Genomic DNA, 24992 nt, shown 5'->3' with positions numbered 1-24992 from the left:
TAGTGACATTATACCAATGCTATTGGCAAACGCATTGCCACTTACCAAAGTCCTTTAAATTTACCACTGGCGAAGCGATATTGACCGAGCTAACTGAGGCAATTCGTTCTGCAGTATTATCTAATATAGTTGACCGAGATAACATCAAAGAATGCCAATCCGCCATTAAACAGTTACAACATATTCGCGCCTCGTTAGATGTTATTAAAGGGTTATTGTGTGTAGGTTGGAAAATGAAAATGATATCACACGGTGCTTTTGCTTTATTCAACCAATCCATCGACAACATCCAAAAACAGACCACGGGTTGGCAACATTGGTTTATGGCGCAGGTGAATGATGAGGATTTAAGCTAAGGCTAAAACAAAAACAAAAACAAAAACAAAATTAAAAAAGCATATTAATTTAAACGTTTTTATTTCACAAAAAACACCTTATTTACTTACAAAAAGTGGTCAGAAAAGGTATTGATTTTATTGAAGTTTTTTCTGGCTGTTTTTTTAACAAAAATCACCTTATAAAAACACAACAACCCATCCCAAAAACGATAGTTATGCTGTTTGTCCTATTCCGGCGTCAGAATGTGCCGACAACAGAGCGAGGTTAGCACGCCAAACAGGGATGTTTGGCGAGTTTGTGCTGCGTCGGGAACGCATCACAAACGGTGCGTTAAGACCGAGCGACGGCGGAGGGTAGCCGCAGGCCACATTCTGCAGCCAAGCGCGGGATTGCTAAGGGAATTCGCTCTAATTCCCTTAGCTCGGACGTGGTCACGATAGCTATTTTGTCCACCCAAGGTCAAAACGTCCGAAACCACCGCACCTAATTTATTTTATTCACCAACCCAAAAAAGGCCTGATTTTCCTCCCAAAAATCAGTCAGAAAAGTCATTGATTTTATTAAAGTTTTTCAAATCAACACCTACATCAAGTTAGAACCCCCCTCATCACCATCAAACTTCTGACGGCTCATTTTCAAGAGTAATATTAGGATCGTTATACACAGCCATATCCATAAGGCCAATTTCACGATCGGTTGCCACTGCCGCTGTCATAGCGCCAGATACATTGGCTAAAGTTCTTGCCATATCAATAATTGGATCAACAGCTAAAACCATCCCAATTAATGGGAAGTATTCTGCCATCCCCATACCAGATAAAACAACGGTTGCAGCAACGGTTGCTGTGCCGGGAATGCCGGCGATGCCGATTGAGCCAATAACTACCACAATGACAAGCATAATATAAAATTGGATATTCGTTTCAATACCAACCATATGCGCTACCATCACGGCAAGTAAAGCAGGGAAAAAACCAGCACAACCGTTCATTCCCATAGTGCTGCCAAGTGAGCCGACTAAATTTGCTGTGCCGGTATTTACCCCCATTCGAACGGTTAACGTTGAGATAGTCATTGGTAATGAGCCAACTGATGAGCGACTAGTAAAGGCTAATAACCAGGTTCCTAGTGCTTTTTTGATAAACATGGTTGGTGAAATACCATGAATCGAAACAATGGCAATATGCACAATTAGCATAATCAATGTGGCAATATAGATGGCGGCAACAAAGCTAGAAACCTGAATAATGGCCGGTATTCCATTAGAAATAATGGTGCGAGCCAGTAACGCAATGACTGCGTAAGGCATGTATTTTATGATTGTCATTGCAATGGACATCACGATTTTGTAAAGCGCTTCGATAAATGTTTTAAAGAGTGCAATAGGTTGTGGATTTTTCTTTTCCATTCTATTGGCGGCAAGCCCCATTAAAGCCGAGAAAATGACTAATCCAACAATGTTTTCATTTACCATTGAGGCAATAATATTACTTGGGATTAGATTTATAAAGGTATCAATAATATTAGTGTATTGTTTTGCTTGGGCTTGATGTACAGAGCTTGAGCTTATTTCACCTAAAGCAAATAGATTCGCTAGCAAAATACCAACGACGCAGGCAATGGCTGTTGTAAACAGTAACCAAAAAATCCCTCTAAATGCAATTTGAGGTAGATTTTTTTTGCCCGAAAAGTCGATAATCACTTTAACAATCGATACAAAAATAAGTGGTATCACTAACATTCGGATAAAGGCAATAAATGCTCGACCAAATAGCCCATACCATGTTGCGGTTTCTTGCATCCAGAGGGTCGCTGCATCAGGAAAGCCCGCTACAGCTTGAATGCCTAAGCCAAGCACAGCACCAAGGATTAAGCCAACTAACATACGAATTGAAAAATTGACTTTTTTATCTTGTAACGGTTTCATCACCGCAAAAAAACAGATAAGTAGTAGCCCAATACCAATGAGCGTTTGATAATGAGTTATTGATAGGAACTTTTCAAAAAAAGTCCCCTGAAAAATGGCATCTGACATAATTAGCCTCTCTTTTGATAATTTAATTATCTGGTTAACAATCTATGTTTAATAACATGATTTGATGTATAACGATAAATACATATTAATGCTGCTTATTTGGCTATAGAGCCGGCAATATTTAAAATATCCCAAGGTCTGGAAAAAGGTGGCGCATACAGAAAATCCATCATGGCCAATTCATCAATTTTCACATTCGCCCATATAGCGGTTGCTAACGTGTTCACTCTTAATACCGCGCCTTGCCCACCGGCTATTTGTCCACCTAAAATCACGCGCGTATCAGCATGATAAATAAGTTTGGCTGTTACACTTGTTTGCCCAGCAACATAATTACTGTGATTTTTATCTTTAACTATGACAGTTTTATAGGGGATTGCAGCTTTTTTGGCTTCGTTTTCAGTTAAACCAGTGCGCCCGGCTTCGATATCAAAAACTTTTAACGCTGAAGTGCCAATCGTGCCGGGATATTCGCAATGTCCACCTCCTAAATTTTCGCCTACAATTTTACCAAGCTTGTTTGCTCCTGTGGCGAGCGGGATATATACCATTGAATGGCTCACTTTATGGTAAAGCGCGGCGCAATCGCCAGCGGCATAAATATCGGTAATATTGGTTTGCCCTAAGCTGTTAGTGATTATGGCGCCATTTTTAAGTGTGTTGATGCCAAGATCTTTATAGATATCACTATTTGGTTTTACTCCCGTTGCAATAATAACCATATCAGCAGGATATCGTCCTTTATCGGTAATTACATGCGTGACATTGTATGAGCCTTCAAAGCCAAGTACTCGCTCTTGCAAATGTAGGTCGCAATGTTGTTTAATATTTTCTTCAATTAGGTCGGTAATTTGTTCATCAAACGCATCGACAAGGATTCTGTCATCCAATTGGATCAATTTAACCTTTTTTTGTAAGGCGACCAGCGATTCAGCGATTTCAAGCCCAATATAGCCAGCACCGACAACAATAACATTTTGGGTATTTTGGTCTGATAATACGTGTTTGATTGCTAATCCATCGTGCAGATCACGTAATGTAAAAATGTTTTTTAGCTGACCATTTTTAAAAACCGGCATAATAGGACTTGCGCCAACCGCCAGTAATAATTTATCGTAGCTGTCATCAAAGCAATCACCAGTATTGTGATCTTTAATGGTTAATTTTTTTTGATTAACATCAATCGCCATTACTTCATGTAACGTTTTAATTTCAATACCATCTTTTTGAAATTGTTCTGGTGTTCGAGATATCATTTCATTGGCATCAGTAAAGTGGTTACCAATGAAATAGGGTAAACCACAAGCGCCAAACGAGACAATATTCGATTTTTCATAAATACGGATGGTTGCCTCTGGGTTCATTCTTTTGGCTTTTGCGGCAGCACTTGCGCCTGCGGCTTGAGCGCCAATGATGATGATTTTCACTTAATTTTCTCCTCAGTGCTCAGATATTCAATTATTCATAATATCCTATCATACGCCATAAATTATAGGGGAGATAGACAGCTATTTAGCATGAATATTTGTTAATTTAAAATTTGAATCATTTGAACATGAACAATTACCAATCTTGCATAATCTTTTTAAGTCGCATGGCTTATGTAAAAAATGTTAGGAGACTATGTGTTTGAGTATAAGTTTTTAAATGTAAGCGGTTGAGTATGGTTAATTAACTCTATGATTAAACTCATCTGTAAGTCGCTCTCATTTAATGCGGGAATATAATAAAACGTTTTTCCACCTGCATTAAAAAACAGTTCTCGATTTTCTTCATCAATTTCATAAAGGGTTTCAATACAGTCTACCGAGAAACCCGGGCAGATGACGTGCACATTTTTAATGCCACTTTGTGCCAATGCTTGTAGTGTCTCACTAGTACTTGGAGTTACCCATTTACCTTTACCAAATTTGGATTGATACGCCATTTGGATTGGTCGATTGAACCCATTTGCTCGACATTTTTCGATTAATAACTGCGTGGTCATTTCACAACGTTCAATATAATCCTCTTGTCGTTTGTGAATATAACGCTCTGGGATACCATGATAAGAAAGCACGAGCACTTCAGGCTCTCCTTGATCTTCAAAAGCCTGTTTAATTTGTAAATAAAGTGCATTGATATAGCTTGGATGATCAGCATAATCACGAATATAACAAATATTATCAATGATTTGATCAGAGGCGATAATTTGTTTAAGTTTATCAAGTACTGCCAGAGTTGTGGTTGTGGAATACTGTGGAAAGAGTGGTAATACGGTAATTTTTGAGCATGATCGAAGGTTATTCAACGCCGATTGCATATCCGGTTCACCATAAGTCATGGCTAATTCACATTGGATATTCGGTAAATGGTGTTGTAACTTATCACATAATAATTGGCTATAATGTAATAAAGGTGATGCGCCATTTATCCAAATTTTTTGGTAATGGTGAATAATATAAGGTACTCGTTTTGGTATCACAATATACTTTAAAATGGGAGACCAAAACAGCTTAGGTAAATCAACGACATGCCGATCGAGCAAAAACTCGGTTAAATACTGCTTTATTGCATCGGGCGTTGCCGCACTTGGCGTGCCTAAATTAACCAATAATAGACCTTGTTTTTTTTCCACAAGCAATCCTTATTTTGCGCAAAGATAATGGTTGATAATGTTAAGCAACCGATCCAGTGCCCCTTGATTTTGTTTTAATACTTGATATGCCTGTTCGCCAATTTGCTGACTATTACTTTTATTTGCCAAAAGCGTATTAACTGCCGAATAAAGAGCGTCTGCTGAGCTAGTACAAGTGATCATCCCGTTAGCTGAAAGGAGCTGTTCACAAATAACTTTAAAATTGAAAAAGTGCTCGCCACTAATGATTGGAATGTGGTGGAGTGCTGGCTCTAATGGGTTATGCCCACCATGCTTCACTAAACTACCACCAACAAAAGCAATATCGGCCATGCCATAAAGTTCTATTAACTCGCCCATTGTATCGCCCAAAATGACTTGTGTTTGTTTAGTCGGAACTTGGTTGCTACTGCGGTTGATATAATTTAACCCGCGGTCATTAATTAATTTTTCGACGGTTTTAAAGCGTTCAGGGTGACGGGGGACAAGAATTAATAACAAATTAGGGTATGTTTGTAATAATCGTTCAAAGGCAGACAAGATGATTTCATCTTCGCCACTATGTGTACTTGCAGCAATAAAAACAGGGCGGTTTAATTGCCACTGTTGTTTTAGCATTGCAATTTTTTGCTGCTGTTGAGCCGTTAAATCAATATCAAATTTAATACTGCCGGTTATGGCTAAATGATCACTTGGCAAACCCAATGACACAAAACGCTCTCCGTCTTGCTTATTTTGTGCGGCAACGGTGCTAATTTTTGATAGTAAATGGCTAATCGCGCGTCCTAGTTTGCGATATCGGTTAGCTGATCGTTCTGATAATCTGGCGTTGGCAAGAATCAGCGGAATATTTCGTTTGTAACACTGACAAATAAAATTAGGCCAAAGCTCAGTTTCCATAATAATCACTAATTTTGGCTGAGTTGTTTTTAAAAAACGATTTATTGCGCAAGGCAAATCATAAGGTAAATAGACATGATGAACGCTATCACCGAATGACGATTTCACTTGCTCCGAGCCTGTTGGCGTCATAGTGGTCACAGTGATAGGTAAATTAGGATATTGTTGTTGCAATGCTTTGATTAGTGGGATAGCGGCAATCGTTTCCCCCACTGATACGGCATGCAGTAAAATACCGTTAGATTCAACTTTATTTTGGCAAAAACCATAGCGTTCAAGCCAACGCTTGCGATAAGCTGGCGCTTTACAGCTACGCCAAAGTAGTCTTATCCAAACGCAGGGTTGAATCAAATATAATAAAACAGTATATAAAATTTGCATGCTAATTATTCGGTTAGATTAAAAAAGTGCTCGCGATAATAAACCAGTTCGGCAATCGAATCACGAATATCGTCAAGCGCTTGGTGCGAACTCTGTTTACTAATTCCTTTTAGTATTTCCGGTTTCCAACGTTTAGCTAATTCTTTAATTGTGCTGACATCTAAATAACGATAATGGAAATAACGTTCTAAATTAGGCATATAGTTAAATAAAAAACGACGATCTTGCCCAATAGTATTACCACAAATTGGTGAGCAGTTTTCAGGTACCCATTGTTTTAAAAATTCGATGGTTTGTTGTTCGGCTTGTTGTTCGCTAATGGTACTTGTACGAACACGCTCAATGAGTCCTGATTTGCCATGAGTATTTTGATTCCACTCATCCATTAATGCTAATTGCTCATCAGATTGATGAACGGCAATGACCGGTCCTTCAGCAAGGATATTTAAATTAGAATCGGTAACAATTGTTGCAATTTCAATAATGCGATCAGTGGTTGGATTAAGTCCTGTCATTTCAAGATCGATCCAAATAAGATTACTATTGTTAATTTGTGGTTGTTTGCTCATAATTTGCGATAGAAATTTTCTTTTTGATACTGAGTAGTGTAGCATAACTGACAATCTGTTTTAGTAAAAAATGAGTGCTATGGCAAAAAATCAACTCTCCAATAATCAAAAAAGGCGTGTAGCGGCAAAACACCAGCAACGATTAGCTATAAAACAAGATGAAAGTCTATCAAATTTTTCATCCCCTCGTGATGGTGTGGTGATAAGTCGTTTTGGTAAATCGGCTGATGTCGAAGATGATGCAGGCCTTATTTATCGTTGTAGTATTCGGCGTACGTTACCGTCGTTAGTCACTGGCGATAAAGTTTTGTGGCGCGAAAGTTTAGAGCCAAACACCAATGGCATCATTGAAGCGGTTCATCCTCGGCATTCTGAACTTGTTCGACCTGATTTTTATGATGGTGTTAAACCCGTTGCCGCAAATGTTGATCAAATCGTGATTATTTCGGCTGTCTTGCCAGAACTATCACTAAATATTATCGATCGCTATTTAGTGGCTTGTGAAAGTACTGATATACAACCCATTATTGTTTTAAACAAAATTGATTTACTCAATGATCAGCAACGCGCTGATGTTGAAAAACAATTAGCGATTTATACCAAAATTGGTTATCAAGTGTTGTATGTTTCATGCCAGCACCAACAAGGTATTGCGGTATTACAAGATATCTTGCAAGGTAAGATTTCTATTTTAGTTGGGCAGTCAGGCGTGGGTAAATCAAGTATTATTAATTTACTGTTACCTCATCAATCACAATCAGCAATGACTGGCGGTATTTCAGAAATATCTGGTCTTGGTCAACATACAACCACATCTTCTCGGCTTTACCATTTACCAAATGGTGGCGATATTATTGATTCACCAGGTATTCGTGAATTTGGTTTATGGCACTTAGAGCCGGAGCAAGTGATTAGTGGTTTTAAAGAATTTAATAATTATTTAGGTGGTTGCCACTTTCGTGATTGTAATCATCTTGATACACCAGGATGTTTATTACAAAAAGCCGTGCAAGATGGTGAAATTGCTCAATCAAGGTTAGATAACTATCATCGAATTTTGCAGTCAATGCAAGAAGTTAAAGCAAAAACCAATAAAAGCTACAAGTAGTGGCTTTTGGCATATTGTTTGTTGCAATTAAGTTATTATGTTCATGAATGATTGCTCACAATAAGTAGTAACCGTGTGCCAGACTGCTAAAAGTATCGCCACTTGATTGTGAGCAATGGCATGATTTATTTTTCATTTACCGCTTTAATTGCAAATCCAATAGCAACATAAGCCCAACCTTGGAAGATAAGGTCGATACCTAAAAACATGCCTAATACCCAAAGGCTGTCATATGGCCACCCCATGATAATCATAAAGCCTAAAATAAGTGTAATAATGGCAGAGGTTAAAATCCATCCCCAGCGAGGCAAATTGCGATTATTTAGCGCTGCAAATAATTGAGTAAAACCGCCCATCAGTAATAAGAATGAAATGACTAACGTTAAAGCTGATGAAACCGCAACCGGTTGGAAAAACGACATCAAGCCAATCACAATGTATAAAATCCCCATTACTGCCCATAAAGCCGATTGGCCAAAGCTTTTAATATTAAATGAATGTAACGCTTGAGCAATTCCTGCAATTAATATTAATGAACCAATAAAATAGACAGAAAAGACGGTAGCGATAAACTGATAACCTAATGCTAAGCACCCCAATACAATTAAAATAACACCGATTAAAATAAACCAACTTGATTTTTGTTTAAGGCTTTGTAGATTGTTTTCGTTAGATATCATGTTATTTCCCTGTTTTTATAAGTTAATTTTGGGTTTTAAATTAAAATTTTTTAAAACCTATGCGCTTGCTAATAGTGATTAGAAAATAAAAAGAAAGGTCTTGAAGTTTTAATTTATTACACAGTCGTTATTTTTGTTGAAAATTTGACTGTGCAATAAATTAGTAAATATGATAAGACTAAATTTAAAATTAATCTTTATCTTTCAGTGCTTCTTCTAATGTTGAATAGAACATGATTTTGTTAGATGTTGGCACTACTTTGGCTCGAGCAAGAGTTTTTAATGGTTGAAATTGCAACTCGCAAATCGATAAATCGACATGTTCAGGGAGTTCATCAATAAAGTGTATTAAAGCATTGAGCCCACCAGCATCAAGAATAGGCACAGCATCCCATTGTAATACAATGTGTTTATAACCATTTATTTTTTGATATATTTCTGAAAAAGTACGTTCAGCGGCTGCAAAAAAGAGTGGGCCGTTAATTCGTAATGCAAGGGTTTTATCGTTGCTTTGGTTTAGTTCAACTAAGCGGGTCATTCGAGCTATACGGCGCATAAATAGAATTGATGCAAGCACTATTCCAACTGTAATTGCAATCACCATATCAAATAGTACCGTTAGCGACATGCAAATAAACATAATTAAAATATCGTCTTTGGGGGCGCATTTAATGATGTAAATGACGCGTTGAACTGCACTCATGTTCCATGCCACTATAAGTAATAAAGCAGCCATCGCTGATAGTGGAATGAATGATAACACTGGTGCAAAGCAAATAAGTGCAAGTAACACAACCAATGAATGCAAAACAGCAGCAATAGGGGAGGTCGCACCCGCTTTGACATTTGCTGCCGATCTTGCGATGGCTGCTGTTGCTGATATGCCACCAAAAAATGGGGCAATGATATTACCTAAACCTTGGCCAATAAGTTCACTATTTGAGTGGTGTTTGGTGTGTGTCATTTCGTCTAATACTACTGCGCACAATAACGATTCAATTGCACATAACATTGCCATGGTCAGCGAAATAGGTAATAGGGCTGTGAGCATTGACCAATCCCAATTAAATTTGGTATGAAGCCACGGTACAGAAAATTCTGGTAGCACTGATGGAATACCGTGCCCTATGGTATTATCAGCCATTGTGTAGGTAAATCGTGAGCCAATTGTTTCAATTTGGTAACCAAATTGATTAAAAATAAACATGATAATCACACCAGCAATGAGTGCAGGTAGGTGCCCCGGTATTTTTACTTTAAGCTTTGGCCATGCAATTAACACCATCAGTGTGACAAAACCAACAATGGTGTCAGCGATATTGATAGTTGGTAGAGTTTTTGTTAATTCAATGACTTTGCTAATATAACTTTCAGGCATATGTTCGAGCGTTAAGCCAAAAAAATCTTTAATTTGCATGGTGGCAATAGTGATGGCAATGCCTGATGTGAAGCCTAATACAACAGGGAGTGGAATATATTCTATTAATCGACCTAATCGAATCAGCCCCATTAATACAAGAAACATACCAGATAGTAATGTTGCAATGAGTAGTCCAGATAATCCATATTGTAGTGACACAGGGTATAAGATAACCACAAATGCAGCCGTCGGGCCAGAAACACTAAAACGAGATCCCCCCGTTAATGCAATCACCAAACCCGCAATAATGGCTGTGTATAGGCCATGCTGTGGTGGTACACCGCTAGCGATTGCCAATGCCATTGCAAGTGGGATAGCAATAATACCAACGGTTATGCCAGCTATTAAGTCTTTAGTAAAACGGGGGATGCTGTAAGGCGTGTTTATACATGCTGATATTAGTGCACAGCTAATTTTGGTACCAGAAATGCCATATAATTTCATGTGTTTAATTAATTAAAGGGAAGTTGTGTTGAGTATCTAATAAGATAATCTTTTTTACGAAAAATAAAAGAGTGTTATGAAAATAATCATCTTTTTTGTGAAATTTATTTATAGATAGAGTTTAATTGAAGCTATCTTTTTATGTTAATCTACAACGTAGATATTAGTGTTTTGTCTCTTTTTACTGTATTTATTAGCTTATTCTTTGTTTTTAATGGCATATTAGTGTTGTTTATTTGAGTGGGAGAAAACGTATGATTATGGTTCGTTTTCGAAAATTGTTTACTGTTTTTTTATGTGCGTTTTCTTCTATAAGTCTTGCTCAACCAACAATGATTGTTGGTTCTAAAACTGCTTATCAATATGATGCTAGGCAAAAGATTACACCAGCACCAATAGGGTATATGGCTTTTTACATTGATTATGTTGGGCGACATGGTTCTCGTTATATTAGTAAACCAAAATATGAAGATATTGCTTATCAAATTTTGTTAATGGCTGAAAAGCAAGATCAATTGACAGACCTTGGAAAGGATTTATTTAAGCAAATAATTCGCATTGCTGAACTAAATAAAGGTCATTATGGTGAGCTTACTGATCTTGGTCGTAAAGATATTGCCTTGATTAGCCAGCGTATGCAAAAGAATAATCCAACTGTTTTTAAAGGAAAGAGAATTGATGTTGTTTCATCTCGCTCACCAAGAGCAAAAGAAACCGCAGAAATTTTTGTTGAATCTTTCAAATCTAAATATCCAGATATCCAAGTCACTCAGCAACCCGAAGATCAGCAAATTTTATTGCGTTTTTTTGATTATTCTCCTGCTTATGATGAATATAAACACAGTAAAGCAGTTAAAAATGCGGTGAAATCGGTAGAAATGGCTTCTAAAACAGAGCAAATAAGCGAAGGAATAGTAAAAAAAATCTTTACTCATGATTTTATCGAAAAGTTAGATAATGGTATTGAGGTCGTCGATAAATCATCAGTAAAAACACGGGATTTTGTGATTTCTATTTATCAATTATATCAAGAGTTACAGGCATTTTCGTCTCAAGTATTAAAGGATAATAGACTTGACTTTAATCCGTATTTCTCGAGTGATGAAAATGCATGGTTGAATACAGTTGTTTCGGCTAAAAATTATCTGGAAATCGGCCCTGCTTTTGATGCAAATGGTATCCAAATAAAAATTGCAGCACCCTTGTTGTGGAATATGCTAAATACTGCTGATATTGCTATAGCAAATGATAATATTGATGCTAATTTACGTTTTGCTCATGCTGAAACCGTTTCACCTTTAGCTACTTTACTTGAAATTGAAGGTACAGCTACTACTGCTAATTCCATTTTTGATTATTATTCTGTTTGGCAAGCTGATAAAATTATTCCTATGGGTGCCAATATTCAATGGATTTTTTATAAAAGTAAACAAGCAAATCAGCCTATATTAGTGAAAGTATTATTGAACGAACGTGAAGTGCATCTACCTATAAAATCAGCGGATTATCCTTATTATCGTTGGAGTGATATGAAGCAATTTTATATTGATAAGCTCAATAAATTAGGCTTAGGAAATATTCCGCTGCAAGCAACAAAAGATTAAGCTGTAATGGAACGATTACAAGAGTTCAAAAGCAATATTTCTATCAGAAATATTGCTTTTTTATGATCATTAACCTAAAAGTAAAGCATCATCAGTGATTTTTTCACCACGTGTTTGTTCAAACATGGCTAAGAGATCGGTGACGGTTAATTTAGAGCGCTCTTCACCCGATACATCAAGTACCACTTGGCCTTGGTGAAGCATGACCGTTCGGGTACCATATTCTAAGGCTTGTTTCATTGAGTGGGTAACCATCATCGTTGTTAATTTGTTTTGTGAAACGATTTGATCGGTTAAATCTAAAACAAATTGTGCGGTTTTAGGATCCAGCGCGGCTGTGTGTTCATCTAGAAGTAGTATTTTAGATGGTTGTAACGTTGACATTAATAAGCTAACAGCTTGCCTTTGTCCACCAGAAAGCAGCCCCATCATGTCCGTTAATCGATTTTCAAGGCCTAGGTTTAATGTTGCTAGCTTCTCTTTAAATATTGATCGTGCTTTATGGTTAAGTGCTGGGAATAATGTGAATTTATGACCTCGGTTATAAGCAATTGCTAGGTTTTCTTCTATCGTTAGATTTTCACAAGTTCCAACCATCGGGTCTTGGAATACTCGCGCAACCATGCCGGCTCGTTTCCATGCTGGCCAGCGAGTGACGTCTTTATCATTGATCGTAATACGACCAGAATCAGTCAGTAAATCACCACTAATTGCATTGAGTAACGAGCTCTTACCTGCACCGTTGCTGCCTATGATAGTGACAAACTCTCCTTCACTGATATTCAGGTTTAACCCTCGCAATACATGATTTTCAATCGGAGTACCTTGATTAAAGGTTAATTGTAATTGTTCTGCTTTAATCATGTTACTTTCCTCTTTTTTTCGAGAGTTTTTTTAGTTGTTTTGGTAAAACAAGCGCTAATACCATTAATAATGCGGTGATAATATTGAGATCTTCTGTTCCAACACCGATACTTTTTAGGGATTCGTTACTTAATGCAAAAGCAATAAATAAACGGTACAAAATAGAGCCCAAAATGATCGCAAACATAATCGACCAAATACGTTTTGTTGGGAAGATGCTTTCACCAAGTATAATTGATGCAAGACCAATAACGATAGTGCCAACACCGATAGTAATATCGGCACTTCCTTGCGTTTGTACAAATAACGAGCCACCAAGCGCAATTAAACCATTTGAGATCGCCATTCCCAAAATGATAATGCCATCGGTTGGGATCCCTTGGGATTTTGCCATTCGTTGGTTAGTTCCAGTCGCCCTTAAGGCAAGTCCTTTTTGGGTATTTAAAAATAGATTTAGTAATATCCAAAATACAATTACAAACCCTAATATTATCAAATATTGTGCAATAGATTCATCAAAAGGAAGTGATGAGAAAATTGTATCAGAACCCAGTAATGATAGGTTTGGTGTACCTACAATTCTATTCGCTTCGTTCATGACATAGTGCCCAACACCTAAAATTCTTAGGTTTATTGAGTAAAGTCCCATCATCACAATAATACTAGCAAGTAGTTGTAATATATTTAGTTTCACATATAAAAAACCTGTCATGGCGCCAGCAAGGCAACCTGCAAACATGCCAAGGAATGTCGCCATCCAAGGATCAGCGCCGATATAGATAAATACTCCACATACCGCTCCACCTAGAGGGAAACTCCCATCAGCAGTAAGATCAGGAAAATCCAGTAAACGAAATGATATAAATACACCTAAGCTAACTAGTGCATAAATAAGGCCAATTTCGGTTGAGCCTAATAAAAATTCAAAAGACATTAAAAAAATCCATTAAAGTTAACCGCCAATATTGGCGGTTTAATGATAAAAGAGTAAAAACTAAAAATTATTTTTCAACAATTTTTGCGGCTGATTTTAATACATCTTCAGATAAGGTAACACCTTGGCGTTCAGCTGCTTTTTTGTTAATTGTGAGTTGAGTGATATTGCCCACTTGTGGGGGAATATCTCCCGGGTTTTCGCCATTAAGTATGCGGATGACAATTTTACCAGCTTGTCGACCAAGATCATAATAACTCATACCTAAAGCAGCAATGGCCCCACGTTCTGCTGAATCAGGATCCGATGCAATAAGAGGGATTTTACTTTCGTTCGCCACTTTTGCTAAAGCTTCATAAGCTGAAACCACGTTATTATCTGTTGTGGTATAGATTAAATCAACTTTACCTTTTAAACTTCGAGCAGCGGTTGAGATATCTGATGTTCGTGGTGCGGGTACTGCTGTAATTTTTATGTTGCGTTTTTCAAGTGCGGTTTGTAACTCTTTAAGCACAATTGTGGAATTTACTTCACTTGGGCTGTAAATATAACCGATATTTTTAGTATCAGGTTTAATTTTTAGCATCATATCGATTTGAGAATCAAGAGATAAGGCATCAGAAACACCTGTTACATTTGTTTTTGATGCTTCCCAACTCGGGGTTAATTTTGCTGCAACAGGATCGGTTACCGCTGTAAAAACGATAGGAATACGTTTTGTTGTGGCAACTAAAGCTTGTGTACTTGGGGTTGCAATACCGACGATAACATCAGGCTTACTGGCCGCAAATTGTTTGGCAATTTGCGCCGCATTTGCACTAGTTCCTTGCGCGCTAGCAAACTGTAATTTTAAATTTTCTCCATCAATATAACCGTTATCTTTTAATTCATCTTCAACCCCTTTGCGTACATTGTCTAATGCTGGGTGTTCAACGATGGCCGTAATGGCTACAAATTTTTGTTCCGTCTTAGACTCAGCAAAAGAACAAAATGTTACTAATGATAAACTCATTAGTATGCAAAATTTAATAATAGAATTACGCATCATAAAATGCTCCTGTAATATTTTTTTTACATATAAGTTAAATATTGAGTTACTATAAAGCAAAATTAGATAATTTTCTAGAGTAAAAATATTGTGTGTAAATATTTCGTTACAATTATGAATGACTGTTATTATTAAACAAAAGATGTTTTAACGGATTATTTTATTTTTGAATTAAAGTTGGCTATCAGTTGTGTTTGTTGATTAGGAACGGTTGTTTGCATATTGAGAGCCTTGTCCACTTAATTAAACAAGGCTGTTAATTTATTTTATTCAATGATTTCCAATGACTTTATCTGCCGATTTAATGACTTCTGGCGTTAATGTGATGCCTTGTTTTTTAGCTGCATCGGTATTGATGACAAGGCGTAGGTCTTTTCCTAGTTCTGGGGCTATGCTCCCTGGATTTTCACCTTTTAAAATACGTACAACAAGTTTACCTGATTGACGACCTACATCATAATAACTCATGCCGTATGCCGCAACTGCACCCCTTTCAATGGCATCAGGAAATGAGGCTAAAAGGGGAATTTTATTTTCATTGGCAAATTTGACTAAAGATTCGTAGGCTGAAACAACATTATTATCCGTTGTGGTATAGATCAAATCAACTTTACCTTTTAAAGAAGCTGCCGCTGTTGAAATATCTGCTGTTCTTTGAGCGGGTACAGCAAAAAGGGCGATCCCTTGTTCTGTTAATAAAGTTTGAAGGTGTCTTAGCACAACCGTTGAATTAATTTCACTCGGGCTATAAATATAACCGACCGATTTAACATTAGGTACGATTTTTTTCATGAAATCAATTTGTGGACCTATTTCTTGGTAATCAGACACCCCAGTAATGTTGGTACCTGTTGGTTGCCAATCTTTAGTTAATTTAGCCGCTATTGGATCGGTAATACCAGCAAAGACGATAGGAATGTGCTTAGTTGCAGAGGCGGTAGCTTGTGCGCTTGGTGTTGCAATTGCAACAATAACATCGGGCTTTGTTGTAGTAAATTGCCTTGCAATTTGAGCTGCAGTTGCGCTACTTCCTTGTGCACTTTTATATTGTACAGTCAAATTTTCATTTAACTTATAGCCGCTGTTTACTAGTTCATCTTTGACACCATCACGGATTTGATTTAATGATGGGTGTTCAACGATCGCCGTAATGGCAACATTTTTCATTGTATCTGCAAAACTATAAAAAGGCGTAAGTAATACTATTATTAATAAAATAAAGCGTTTCATAAAATACACTCATAAACTAGTACAATAGTTTTATTGTATCCTTATTCATCAGAAAAGTTAAGCTGTATTTTATGAATTAATGGTTATTATTAACAAAATCGTTATACGACCATCGTAAATTATTTCTTAATCATAGTTTTATATATGCTTTTTATTGGGCAAATATAAAAGGGTTTATTCCACTTTTGGCAAAGCCTTCTTCTTCTGTTTTGATGTCTAATATCAACGAGGCAATATCATCAGCAATGAGCTCAATGTGTGGATCTTTATCTTGATCGAGGATTTTTAAATAACTATGGCAAGCATCACAACATTCTGTTTTGATGGCGGATAGTTCTATGTCGAGCGAAAAGTATTGGATGTCTTTCATATTATCACAAGTCGTGCATTTGATTCGAGGTACATACCACTCACTTTCGCACAAACTACAATGCAAATAGCGTAAGCCATTGTTACTACCTAATTGAATGATACTGGCAACGGGCATGCTGTTACATACGGGGCATAAACAGTTTTTATCTGTACTTTCTGCTATTGCTTTACCTTTGATTTGGCTTGCTAGCTGGCTGTAATAAACCGACAAGCTTGACCAAATAAATAAAGCTTCGTTACCATCTACACAATCAAATTTACCATTGAGTAAATGTAGCGCTTTATCTTGTAATTGTTGGGTAGTATTTTGTTTAAGTTGCTCAATAACTAATGCTATTTGTTCGGTTGTTGCAGTTATCGAACTTAATAAGTTATTAAGATATTCTTGCCAAACGTTGGACAAAGGGAGGTTGTTTAAACTTAATGGTGGATATTTATCATTTAGAAGGTGAGATAAATCGACTTCAGCCGAAGGCTGTTTGGCCAAATTAGCTTGTTGTTCGACGATTTGTGCGCAAAAATTTAAATAATCATTAAACGGGTTATTGGTCGCCAATGTTTTTAAACGCTTTGCTCGATGAGCATAAATATTTTGGGGTGATGGAAAAAAAAGTAACGGGATCTGCCTAATCACTGAGTTTGATGCTTGTTGTTCAAGTTGTTTTTGTGGGATTATTTTTATACTCATTGTACATTCTCATTGATTGTGATTTAGCTGATTATTGGCTTTATGTCATTAAGCGGAGTACCGCTGATGGTATGCTCAGCGGTAAAAATGGCTAAATAGGTTTATGTTCAATATCATTCTCGACGTCATGTTTAGCGGTAGCTTTGTTTTGCTCGGATTCAGTTTTAGCATTTAATTCTGCTTGATAACTTTTTTCCATTTCTTCTTCATACCAAGCGGAATGATTTTTTCGTGCCCAAGCACGTGATACGTAACCTGTTATCATCCCTTTAATTGAGCCTTTAACCCAAATTGCCATATAAGCATGACCAATAGCAAGTAGAATTAAACCAATAGCGGCAAGTGAGTGGAAAAATATTGCTATACGGACAATGGTGACAGAAAAATTATCTGAAAAATAACGGCGCCACATGATAAGTCCTGAGATCAATAAGACAAAAATTAAACTCATAATGCACCAAAATAAAAACTTTTGGCCGGCGTTATATTTACCAATTGGGATCCCTCTCTCTTTTCCTACAATGACGGATCTGAAGTTTTTTATCCATATTAAATCATTTTTATCGGGAATATTATGACGAGCTAATTTTAGAAACATAAACATAAGTAATACAAAAACGACACACCCCAAAAATGGATGTAATACTCTTACTAATTGTGGCGTGCCAAGGAATAATCCAAACAGTTTAATAGATGGAAAAAATAGGGATAAGCCCGATAGCGCAGTAAGAATAAATAGACACACCATACACCAATGACAGAAGCGAACAATCAATGGTGTTCTTAATATCATGTTTTTCTTATTCATGATGATTCTCCTGTTTTGATGAATTGGTACTATTTTTACGTTCAAAAATGGGTAAACCTAACCGTTTTCGAGCTTGTTTATCTGCTTCTTTCTCGTCTTCAATATCCTCCTCCTCGACAGCGACTGCACCAACTCCCATATAGTGGAACAGTAAGCCTCCAAAAGTTGCAATAAATGTAGCAGCAGAAAGTGGTTTCCAAATTCCTTTCCAAAATTTAACTATTTCGCTAATTTGTGGATCTTTTGGCAAACCGTGGTAAAGCTCTGGTTGATCAGCATGATGCAACACATACATAACATGCGTACCACCGACACCTTGTGGGTCATAAAGTCCGGCATGTTCAAAACCACGTTTTTTCAAATCTACAATTCGATTTTCAGCATGACGAATCATATCTTGTTTAGTACCAAAGTGAATCGCACCAGTTGGACAGGTTTTAACGCAAGCAGGTTCTTGCCCAACTGCCACACGATCCACACATAAAGTACATTTGTACGAATGATTATCTTCTTTACTAATTCGAGGAATATTGAACGGGCAACCCGCAACACAATAACCGCAACCAATACAATGCTCAGATTGAAAATCAACAATACCATTAGCATATTGAATGATCGCACCTTCTGACGGACAAGCTTTTAAGCAGCCAGGATCAGCACAATGCATGCAGCCATCTTTACGGATAAGCCATTCAAATTTACCGTTAACTTCAACTTCGGAATAGCGCATTACTGTCCATGCTTTTGGCTCTAAATCAGCAGGGTTATCATACACACCAACGTTATTACCGATTTCGGCTCGGAGATCGTTCCATTCGCTACAAGCTACTTGGCAAGCTTTACAGCCGATACATGTTGTTACATCTATTAATTTTGCTACTTCTTGTTGATAATCGCGTGCTCGTGGCGCTGGCGTTAATGCGTTTGTTGCAGAGCGGCGAATAATATCTTGTGTTTGTAATGACATAATTCATTCCCCCCTTATGCCGCGCTGGTCACTTTTTCGATATTAACTAAGAATGATTTGTATTCTGGTGTTTGTGAATTTGCATCACCTAAATGAGGCGTTAATTCGTTCACTAAAAATCCTTTCTTTGTCTGACCTGTGAATCCCCAAACAATAGGAATTCCAATAGTTTCGATTTCTTTACCATCAACAGTTAATGTCGGAAGACGTTTTGTCACGACAGCTTTAGCTTTGATATAGCCTCGGTATGATGTCACTTTGACTGTGTCGCCTAATTTGATGCCTTTTTTATTGGCTAAATTTTCACTCAGTTCAATAAATTGTTCTGGTTGAGTGATAGACGCTAATTTTGCATGTTGTGTCCAAAAATGGAAATGCTCGGTAATGCTGTAAGTGGTGCCAACATAAGGAAATTCGCTGGCATTGCCTAATCGCGCCAAGTCTTCTTTAAATACACGAGCTACTGGGCTACTGATTTGATTTGGATGAAAAGGGTTATTGGTAATTGGTGTTTCAAACGGTTCATAATGTTCAGGGAATGGCCCATCGACTAACCGATTTAAACAAAATAATCCCCCTAAACCATCATTATTCATAATAAATGCACCCGCACCAGCACTTGGTGGTAATGTTGCTGTAAAATCAGGAACATCGTTACCCACCCAACTTGAGCCATTCCATTTGACTAAAACGCGTTTTGGATCCCATGGTTTGCCATTTTCATCTGCTGAGGCACGGTTATAAAGCACTCGTCTATTCATTGGCCATGCCCAAGCCCAACCAGCATGAACGCCTTTTCCTGACGGATCGCTTGGATCGCGTCGAGCCATTTGATTTCCTTGCTCAGTCCAAGAACCGCAGAATATCCAAATACCTGATGAGGTTGTACCGTCTGCTTTTAATTGAGAAAAACCACTTAATAGCTGGCCTTTTTTAAGAATAACATTGCCATTGGCATCGGTTATATCAGCAAGTGCACGGCCATTATAATCTTTGGCTAATTCTTCAGCCGCTGGTCCTTCTGGATCTTCATAATCCCAAACTAAATTATCAATTGGTTCGTGATAAGCACCACCTTCTTCAGCGTATAATTCTTTAATTCTCAAAAAGATACGTGCAATAATTTCGGGATCATATAAAGATTCGCCAGGAGGTCTTGCTGCTGCCCAATGCCACTGTAGCCAACGAGAGGAGTTAACTATTGTTCCGTTTTCCTCGGCAAAACAGTTAGATGGTAATCTAAAGACTTCAGTTTGAATTTTGCTAGAATCTACATCATTCGATTCACCATGATTTTTCCAAAACTCAGCGGTTTCTGTAGGCATAGGATCAATGCTAACTAGGAATTTTAAGTTAGATAGACCTTCACGGACACTATTTTTATCAGGTAACGCAGCAAGTGGGTTAAAGCCCTGACAAATAAATCCATTAGCTTGACCGTCACGCATCATTTTACTGAATCTTAAAACGTCATAGGTTTTATCCCATTTTGGTAACCAGTCAAAACCCCAATCGTTATCTTTAGTCGATTTATCGCCATACATTGACTTCATAAAGCTGACAAAGAATTTTGGATAATTTCCCCAAAAATTCACCTCGCTCGAACCAAGCGGCTTTGGTGTTTTTTCTTCCAAATATTGAGCGAGTGAAACTTGAGACTCTTTGGGCAAATCAAGATAGGCAGGTAAGCGATTTGATAATAAACCGACATCGGTTAAACCTTGAATATTTGAATGGCCACGAAGAGCATTAACACCACCGCCCATTACACCAATATTACCTAAGATAAGCTGGATCATTGCAGCAGTACGGATAATTTGTGAACCATAACTATGCTGAGTCCAACCTAATGCGTATAGAAAAGTAGCAGCCCTATCATTGGTCTTTGTACTAGCCAGAGAGCGACAAACATGTAAAAACCCATCAATTGGGCTACCGGTCACTTTATTTACCATTTCTGGAGTATAGCGACTAACATGTTGTTTTAATAGATTCCAAACACAACGAGGATGGCTGAGCGTTTTATCTCTAAGCGCATAACCATTTTCATCTTTTTGATATGCCCAGCTTGTTTGATCATATTGGCGATTAGTCGCGTCATAACCGCTAAACAACCCACTATCGGCATCAAAATTGAAATCATCACGCACAATAAGGCTTGCATTACTATGCGTGACTAAATACTCAAAGTTAACTTCGTTATGAGTAATTAGATAATTAATAATACCAAGTAAAAATGCAATGTCAGTTCCTGAACGAATTGGCACATAGTGATCAGCAACAGAAGCCGTTCGGTGAAAACGGGGATCGATGGCTATGAGCTCAGCACCATTATTAATTTTTGCTTCGATTGCCCATTTAAAACCAACTGGGTGAGCTTCTGCAGCATTACCTCCCATAACAATGACAACATTGGCGTTTTTGATATCGTTCCAATTATTGGTCATTGCACCACGTCCAAAAGTGGCAGCTAAACTTGATACCGAAGGACCATGACAAACGCGTGCCTGAGTTTCAAGGCTTAACATTCCTAACGCGCGGGCAACTTTAAACGCTAACCAACCAGTTTCATTACTGGCAGCTGATGTGACCAGCCATCCAGTTGTAGTCCAGCGATTAACAGTGTTGCCTTTGTCGTTTTTTTCAACAAAATTTTTGTCTCGATCAGCTTTCATTAAACGAGCAATGCGATCAATGGCATCATCCCAACTTATTCTTTGCCATTTATCTGAACCCGGAGCACGGTATTCTGGATATTTAACACGATTTTCACTTTTTATATAATCAAGAACACCAGCTCCTTTAGGACACAGTGAACCACGACTAACAGGGTGATCTGGATCCCCTTCAATATGAAAAATGGAAGATTCGGCATTTTTAGCCCCATCTCCTCGGCTATAAAGTAGCATTCCACAACCAACTGAACAGTAAGTACAGTTATTACGGGTTTCTTTTGATTTGAGTAATTTAAATTGGCGAGTTTGTGCAAGTGCGACATTCGGCGCTAGTCCGAGTGTGGCTACTGTTGTGCCTGCCATACCACCAGCGCAGATCTTAAAGAACTGTCTACGGTTAAACAGCATATGGACTCCTTAGAAAGCTGACATTACATTTTAATTTATTATATTATATTGGAAGCGATTGACGTCCTTACTAATTGTAATGATAATCTTTAATGAAATGGAAATAAAGGAAAAAACAAACAGGAATCCAGAAAATTTGATATGTGTCAAATTTTATACAAAATAGTTGTTATTTATATCAATCTATTCTCTATTGATTGGTTTATTATTGGCCTAAATTTGCCCATTTTGATAAATGGGCAAACTGCATTAGTGAACTTAGCTATTGGATTGCTTTGTTAAAGGGTTAATTTCGTCAATGGTTTGCATTACCCTTGTGGTAATAAGTGGTTTAAGGATTTCGTTCATTTTTTCAATTTTTGGTATGTTTTCGTCACCTTCATCATCTAGATAACCTTGTTCACGTAGCGATGCAACAAGAGTTGAAAATACGCCCTTATCAAAGAACTCAGGGGAATTAATACCGTGTAATACAGATAATCGCTCGGCAATTAATCGGCCTTCTTTTTCTAGCGTTGCCCTGCTAATTGTTGGATCTTTTTGTAATAAAGAAAACGCAATAGCATAACGTTGCAGTGTATCTCTAGATGATGAAGCAAGTAATTGTAATCCTGAAATTTTTAAATAATTTACTACCAACTTATCTGTCGAATCATTAATTAAATTCAACTCGGTATAAGTTGCAATGATTTGTTGTACATATTCAGTAAGTTGTTCATCATTATGATAAAGGAATAACTCTGATTTGATTAAAGGGAAAAGTCGCTTTACTTGTTCTAAGATTTCGTCAGATGATATGTGGTTATGTTTAAGCACAATTCTGGCTATGATAGCAGGGATAATCAGCAAATGCTGAATATTATTGCGATAATACGTCATTAATACTGCTTGTTCGGTAGTAAGACCGACCATTTCGCCAACTTTGTCGGTGGTAATAATGAATTTCCCCATATCTTTAGCGTGTTCAAATAATTCTTCGGGTGTCTGATCTGGAATAGTAATTAAATTTGAATAAGGGACTTTTTTAAGTAATTTTAAAAGATAATCAATATGTTCAACAAGTCTAACTTTGGTGAGTGCACGTTGGTCTGCAGCCAATAATATTGAGCAACATAAGTTCATCGCGTTAATTGCCGCTGATGAATTGATGTGTTCCATAATTTTCTTAGCAAGTAAGTTAGTTGTTGGGGTCAACCATTGTGGGCGTTGGGTTCCTGTTGGTTCGATAGCATCTCGCCATTCTGGAACGTGTTGGTTTAGAAATTGATTTAATGGAATAGGTTGACCAAAGTTAACATAACCAAATCCTAATTTTTTTAGTTTTAAAAATGCTTTGATAGTACGCCATAAACTCTCTTTTTCTTTTTTAGCTCCACGCAATTCGTTGGCATAGGTTGCGACCTCTAATACATGTTCATAACCAATATAAACAGGAACAATGGCAATCGGTCTTGCATCACCACGTAGTAATGTTTGAATTGTCATCATTAACATACCCGTTTTAGGATCAAGTAACCGACCTGTACGTGAGCGCCCACCTTCAATAAAATACTCAACAGCATAACCACGAATAAATAACTCTGCTAAATATTCTCGAAAAACGGATGTATAGAGTTTATTACCACGGAATGAACGACGAATAAAAAACGCACCTAATCGTCTAAAAATAGGGCCGGCAGGCCAAAAGTTTAAATTAATACCAGCAGCAATATGAGGAGGTACTAACCCTTGTCGATAAAGTACATAAGATAATAATAAGTAATCCATATGACTACGATGACAAGGTACATAGACAATCTCTTGTCCATTTTGTGCTAATTCGCGAACGGGATCTGCATTGGTCACTTTGAGCCCTTGATAAAGCCTATTCCACGCCCAAGTAAGGACAAAATCAGTCACTCTAAGCATATGATAAGAAAAATTAGCGGCAATTTCGTTTAAATTAGCTAATGCATTTTTTTTTGCTTTATCAAGACTGATATTTTTACTTTTGGCTTCTTCTCGTATTGCTTCTGAAAGTGCTTGTTTTTTGAGGAGATTATTCAACATTGCTTGGCGAACAGGCAGTTTAGGACCAATTGAAGCCATGCGTTGTTTTGCAAAATGAATACGTGCAACGCGGGCCAGTTTATGTGCTAACACTGAAAGATCTTGTTTATCAACATGAATATCTTTAAACGAAACAGTATGAGAAAAACGTGTATAACAGTCTCTTCCTGATGTGATTATTTTTAGAAATTTACTAGTTGCACCAAGTACTTGTAGCGATAGCTTTTTTTTACCTTCTTTATCTGGCCGACGTCCAAACATGACCGAAACGGGTAACATTTGAATATCAAGATCATGATTTTGTTGATGTGCAGAAATATAATCTCTTAAAATACTAATAGATTTTTTTCTTTGTTGGTTAGATGCAAAAATACCGGGGCCTTTATCAATATAGATATAAGCAGGAACGGTTTTTCCGTTGATATTGATACCAATTAATGGATCCGGTAAATTATATTGCAAACACAGAGAGCGAATTACCATTAAATCGATTTGAGAATTGTAAGGTAGGACATATAAAATTGGCCTATCAGTATCAAGGTTTAATTCTGCTATTGGGTCAGTAGGAATCGGTTTACTTTTAACAAAAATTTTGATCAAAAGTTGGATAAGAAAAAAATAGACTTTAGTCCACCAAGAAAACATAAAAAAATAAACCTCATACTTTTGCGTTATTCATATACTTAAAAAGCGATGAATTGAGTATATACTTGTTATTACCCAATCGTTAGTAAATTTGCGTAATCTTTAGACAATATGATTAAAACAACCTAAAGTCAAATTATAACGGTTTATTGCTATCAACGCCACGAACCGAATTGGCTTTTATGCTAATGTTGATTATATATTACT

At 37.2% G+C, this 24992-nt stretch carries 19 protein-coding genes; 3 read left to right on the top strand and 16 right to left on the bottom strand.

All coding sequences use genetic code 11. The annotated features are described in order from the left end of the window. The coding region (locus ACYH9I_RS07180) for a four helix bundle protein (protein WP_483558401.1) at window positions 1-356 on the top strand (356 nt) is incomplete at its 5' end. 596 nt (window positions 357-952) lie between these two features. On the opposite strand, the gene ACYH9I_RS07175 is transcribed toward ACYH9I_RS07180, so the two are convergent. From ACYH9I_RS07175 to orn, 5 genes are all read right to left on the bottom strand, one after another. After that, the gene (locus ACYH9I_RS07175) at window positions 953-2374 is read right to left on the bottom strand and encodes a cation:dicarboxylate symporter family transporter (protein ID WP_483559957.1); all 1422 of its coding nucleotides are present in this window, start codon (window positions 2372-2374) and stop codon (window positions 953-955) included. A gap of 95 nt (window positions 2375-2469) precedes the next feature. Beyond that, window positions 2470-3801, bottom strand: coding sequence for a CoA-disulfide reductase (locus ACYH9I_RS07170; protein ID WP_483559955.1), 1332 nt, complete (start codon window positions 3799-3801; stop codon window positions 2470-2472). 194 nt (window positions 3802-3995) lie between these two features. Beyond that, window positions 3996-4991 (bottom strand): ferrochelatase, encoded by a 996-nt coding sequence (gene hemH, locus ACYH9I_RS07165; RefSeq protein WP_483559953.1) that lies wholly within the window; start codon window positions 4989-4991, stop codon window positions 3996-3998. Between the two features lie 9 nt (window positions 4992-5000). Continuing rightward, window positions 5001-6272 (bottom strand): lipid IV(A) 3-deoxy-D-manno-octulosonic acid transferase, encoded by a 1272-nt coding sequence (waaA, locus tag ACYH9I_RS07160; protein ID WP_483559951.1) that lies wholly within the window; start codon window positions 6270-6272, stop codon window positions 5001-5003. Between the two features lie 5 nt (window positions 6273-6277). Continuing rightward, window positions 6278-6841, bottom strand: coding sequence for an oligoribonuclease (orn, locus tag ACYH9I_RS07155; RefSeq protein WP_085247069.1), 564 nt, complete (start codon window positions 6839-6841; stop codon window positions 6278-6280). A 79-nt stretch (window positions 6842-6920) separates the two neighbouring features. On the opposite strand from orn, the gene rsgA reads away from it, so the two are divergent. Further along, window positions 6921-7949, top strand: a complete 1029-nt coding sequence (gene rsgA / locus ACYH9I_RS07150; protein ID WP_483559949.1) for a small ribosomal subunit biogenesis GTPase RsgA — start codon at window positions 6921-6923, stop codon at window positions 7947-7949. 125 nt (window positions 7950-8074) lie between these two features. Here the strand turns inward: rsgA and ACYH9I_RS07145 are convergent, their stop codons facing one another. Then, window positions 8075-8629: an HdeD family acid-resistance protein gene (locus ACYH9I_RS07145; RefSeq protein ID WP_483559947.1), complete on the bottom strand. Its 555-nt coding sequence runs from the start codon at window positions 8627-8629 to the stop codon at window positions 8075-8077. Between the two features lie 190 nt (window positions 8630-8819). Then, window positions 8820-10493 carry a C4-dicarboxylic acid transporter DauA gene (gene dauA, locus ACYH9I_RS07140; RefSeq protein WP_483559946.1) on the bottom strand — a complete coding sequence of 558 codons (1674 nt, stop codon included), beginning with the start codon at window positions 10491-10493 and terminating at the stop codon, window positions 8820-8822. A gap of 254 nt (window positions 10494-10747) precedes the next feature. On the opposite strand from dauA, the gene ACYH9I_RS07135 reads away from it, so the two are divergent. Then, window positions 10748-12097, top strand: a complete 1350-nt coding sequence (locus ACYH9I_RS07135) for a histidine-type phosphatase (protein ID WP_483559944.1) — start codon at window positions 10748-10750, stop codon at window positions 12095-12097. Window positions 12098-12166: 69 nt separating this feature from the next. Here ACYH9I_RS07135 and ACYH9I_RS07130 read toward each other — a convergent pair whose 3' ends face one another. The 9 genes from ACYH9I_RS07130 to plsB form a co-directional block, all read right to left on the bottom strand. Further along, window positions 12167-12961: an ABC transporter ATP-binding protein gene (locus ACYH9I_RS07130; RefSeq protein WP_483559942.1), complete on the bottom strand. Its 795-nt coding sequence runs from the start codon at window positions 12959-12961 to the stop codon at window positions 12167-12169. A gap of 1 nt (window position 12962) precedes the next feature. Further along, window positions 12963-13895, bottom strand: a complete 933-nt coding sequence (locus ACYH9I_RS07125; RefSeq protein WP_483559940.1) for an ABC transporter permease — start codon at window positions 13893-13895, stop codon at window positions 12963-12965. Between the two features lie 67 nt (window positions 13896-13962). Next, entirely contained in the window at window positions 13963-14943 is a 981-nt protein-coding gene (locus ACYH9I_RS07120) for an ABC transporter substrate-binding protein (RefSeq protein ID WP_483559938.1), read from the bottom strand. A 270-nt stretch (window positions 14944-15213) separates the two neighbouring features. Next, a complete protein-coding gene (locus ACYH9I_RS07115) occupies window positions 15214-16173 on the bottom strand; it encodes an ABC transporter substrate-binding protein (protein ID WP_483559936.1) in 960 nt (319 codons plus the stop codon). A gap of 151 nt (window positions 16174-16324) precedes the next feature. Beyond that, on the bottom strand, window positions 16325-17233 hold the full coding sequence (fdhE, locus tag ACYH9I_RS07110) for a formate dehydrogenase accessory protein FdhE (protein ID WP_483559934.1): 909 nt from the start codon (window positions 17231-17233) through the stop codon (window positions 16325-16327). A gap of 91 nt (window positions 17234-17324) precedes the next feature. After that, window positions 17325-18041: a formate dehydrogenase subunit gamma gene (locus tag ACYH9I_RS07105; RefSeq protein ID WP_483559932.1), complete on the bottom strand. Its 717-nt coding sequence runs from the start codon at window positions 18039-18041 to the stop codon at window positions 17325-17327. Beyond that, window positions 18034-19008, bottom strand: a complete 975-nt coding sequence (fdxH, locus tag ACYH9I_RS07100; RefSeq protein WP_483559931.1) for a formate dehydrogenase subunit beta — start codon at window positions 19006-19008, stop codon at window positions 18034-18036. Before fdxH ends, ACYH9I_RS07105 begins: the two co-directional genes overlap by 8 nt. Before the next feature lie 14 nt (window positions 19009-19022). Beyond that, complete coding sequence (gene fdnG, locus ACYH9I_RS07095; RefSeq protein ID WP_483559929.1) at window positions 19023-22091, bottom strand: formate dehydrogenase-N subunit alpha; 3069 nt, start codon at window positions 22089-22091, stop codon at window positions 19023-19025. 258 nt (window positions 22092-22349) lie between these two features. Continuing rightward, window positions 22350-24785 (bottom strand): glycerol-3-phosphate 1-O-acyltransferase PlsB, encoded by a 2436-nt coding sequence (gene plsB, locus ACYH9I_RS07090; protein ID WP_483559928.1) that lies wholly within the window; start codon window positions 24783-24785, stop codon window positions 22350-22352. Window positions 24786-24992 lie beyond the last annotated feature (207 nt).

The organism is Gilliamella sp. X-23, assembly GCF_057063545.1.
Note: the sequence above shows the minus strand (reverse complement) of the source record. Positions and strands in the feature narration are given on the sequence as shown.

Coding starts and splice junctions, on each gene's coding strand:
- ACYH9I_RS07175 (WP_483559957.1), bottom strand. CDS start 2,374: ATGTCAGATGCCATTTTTCAGGGGACTTTTTTTGAAAAGTTCCTATCA.
- waaA (WP_483559951.1), bottom strand. CDS start 6,272: ATGCAAATTTTATATACTGTTTTATTATATTTGATTCAACCCTGCGTT.
- orn (WP_085247069.1), bottom strand. CDS start 6,841: ATGAGCAAACAACCACAAATTAACAATAGTAATCTTATTTGGATCGAT.
- rsgA (WP_483559949.1), top strand. CDS start 6,921: ATGGCAAAAAATCAACTCTCCAATAATCAAAAAAGGCGTGTAGCGGCA.
- ACYH9I_RS07145 (WP_483559947.1), bottom strand. CDS start 8,629: ATGATATCTAACGAAAACAATCTACAAAGCCTTAAACAAAAATCAAGT.
- dauA (WP_483559946.1), bottom strand. CDS start 10,493: ATGAAATTATATGGCATTTCTGGTACCAAAATTAGCTGTGCACTAATA.
- ACYH9I_RS07135 (WP_483559944.1), top strand. CDS start 10,748: ATGATTATGGTTCGTTTTCGAAAATTGTTTACTGTTTTTTTATGTGCG.
- ACYH9I_RS07130 (WP_483559942.1), bottom strand. CDS start 12,961: ATGATTAAAGCAGAACAATTACAATTAACCTTTAATCAAGGTACTCCG.
- ACYH9I_RS07125 (WP_483559940.1), bottom strand. CDS start 13,895: ATGTCTTTTGAATTTTTATTAGGCTCAACCGAAATTGGCCTTATTTAT.
- ACYH9I_RS07120 (WP_483559938.1), bottom strand. CDS start 14,943: ATGATGCGTAATTCTATTATTAAATTTTGCATACTAATGAGTTTATCA.
- ACYH9I_RS07115 (WP_483559936.1), bottom strand. CDS start 16,173: ATGAAACGCTTTATTTTATTAATAATAGTATTACTTACGCCTTTTTAT.
- fdhE (WP_483559934.1), bottom strand. CDS start 17,233: ATGAGTATAAAAATAATCCCACAAAAACAACTTGAACAACAAGCATCA.
- ACYH9I_RS07105 (WP_483559932.1), bottom strand. CDS start 18,041: ATGAATAAGAAAAACATGATATTAAGAACACCATTGATTGTTCGCTTC.
- fdxH (WP_483559931.1), bottom strand. CDS start 19,008: ATGTCATTACAAACACAAGATATTATTCGCCGCTCTGCAACAAACGCA.
- fdnG (WP_483559929.1), bottom strand. CDS start 22,091: ATGCTGTTTAACCGTAGACAGTTCTTTAAGATCTGCGCTGGTGGTATG.
- plsB (WP_483559928.1), bottom strand. CDS start 24,785: ATGTTTTCTTGGTGGACTAAAGTCTATTTTTTTCTTATCCAACTTTTG.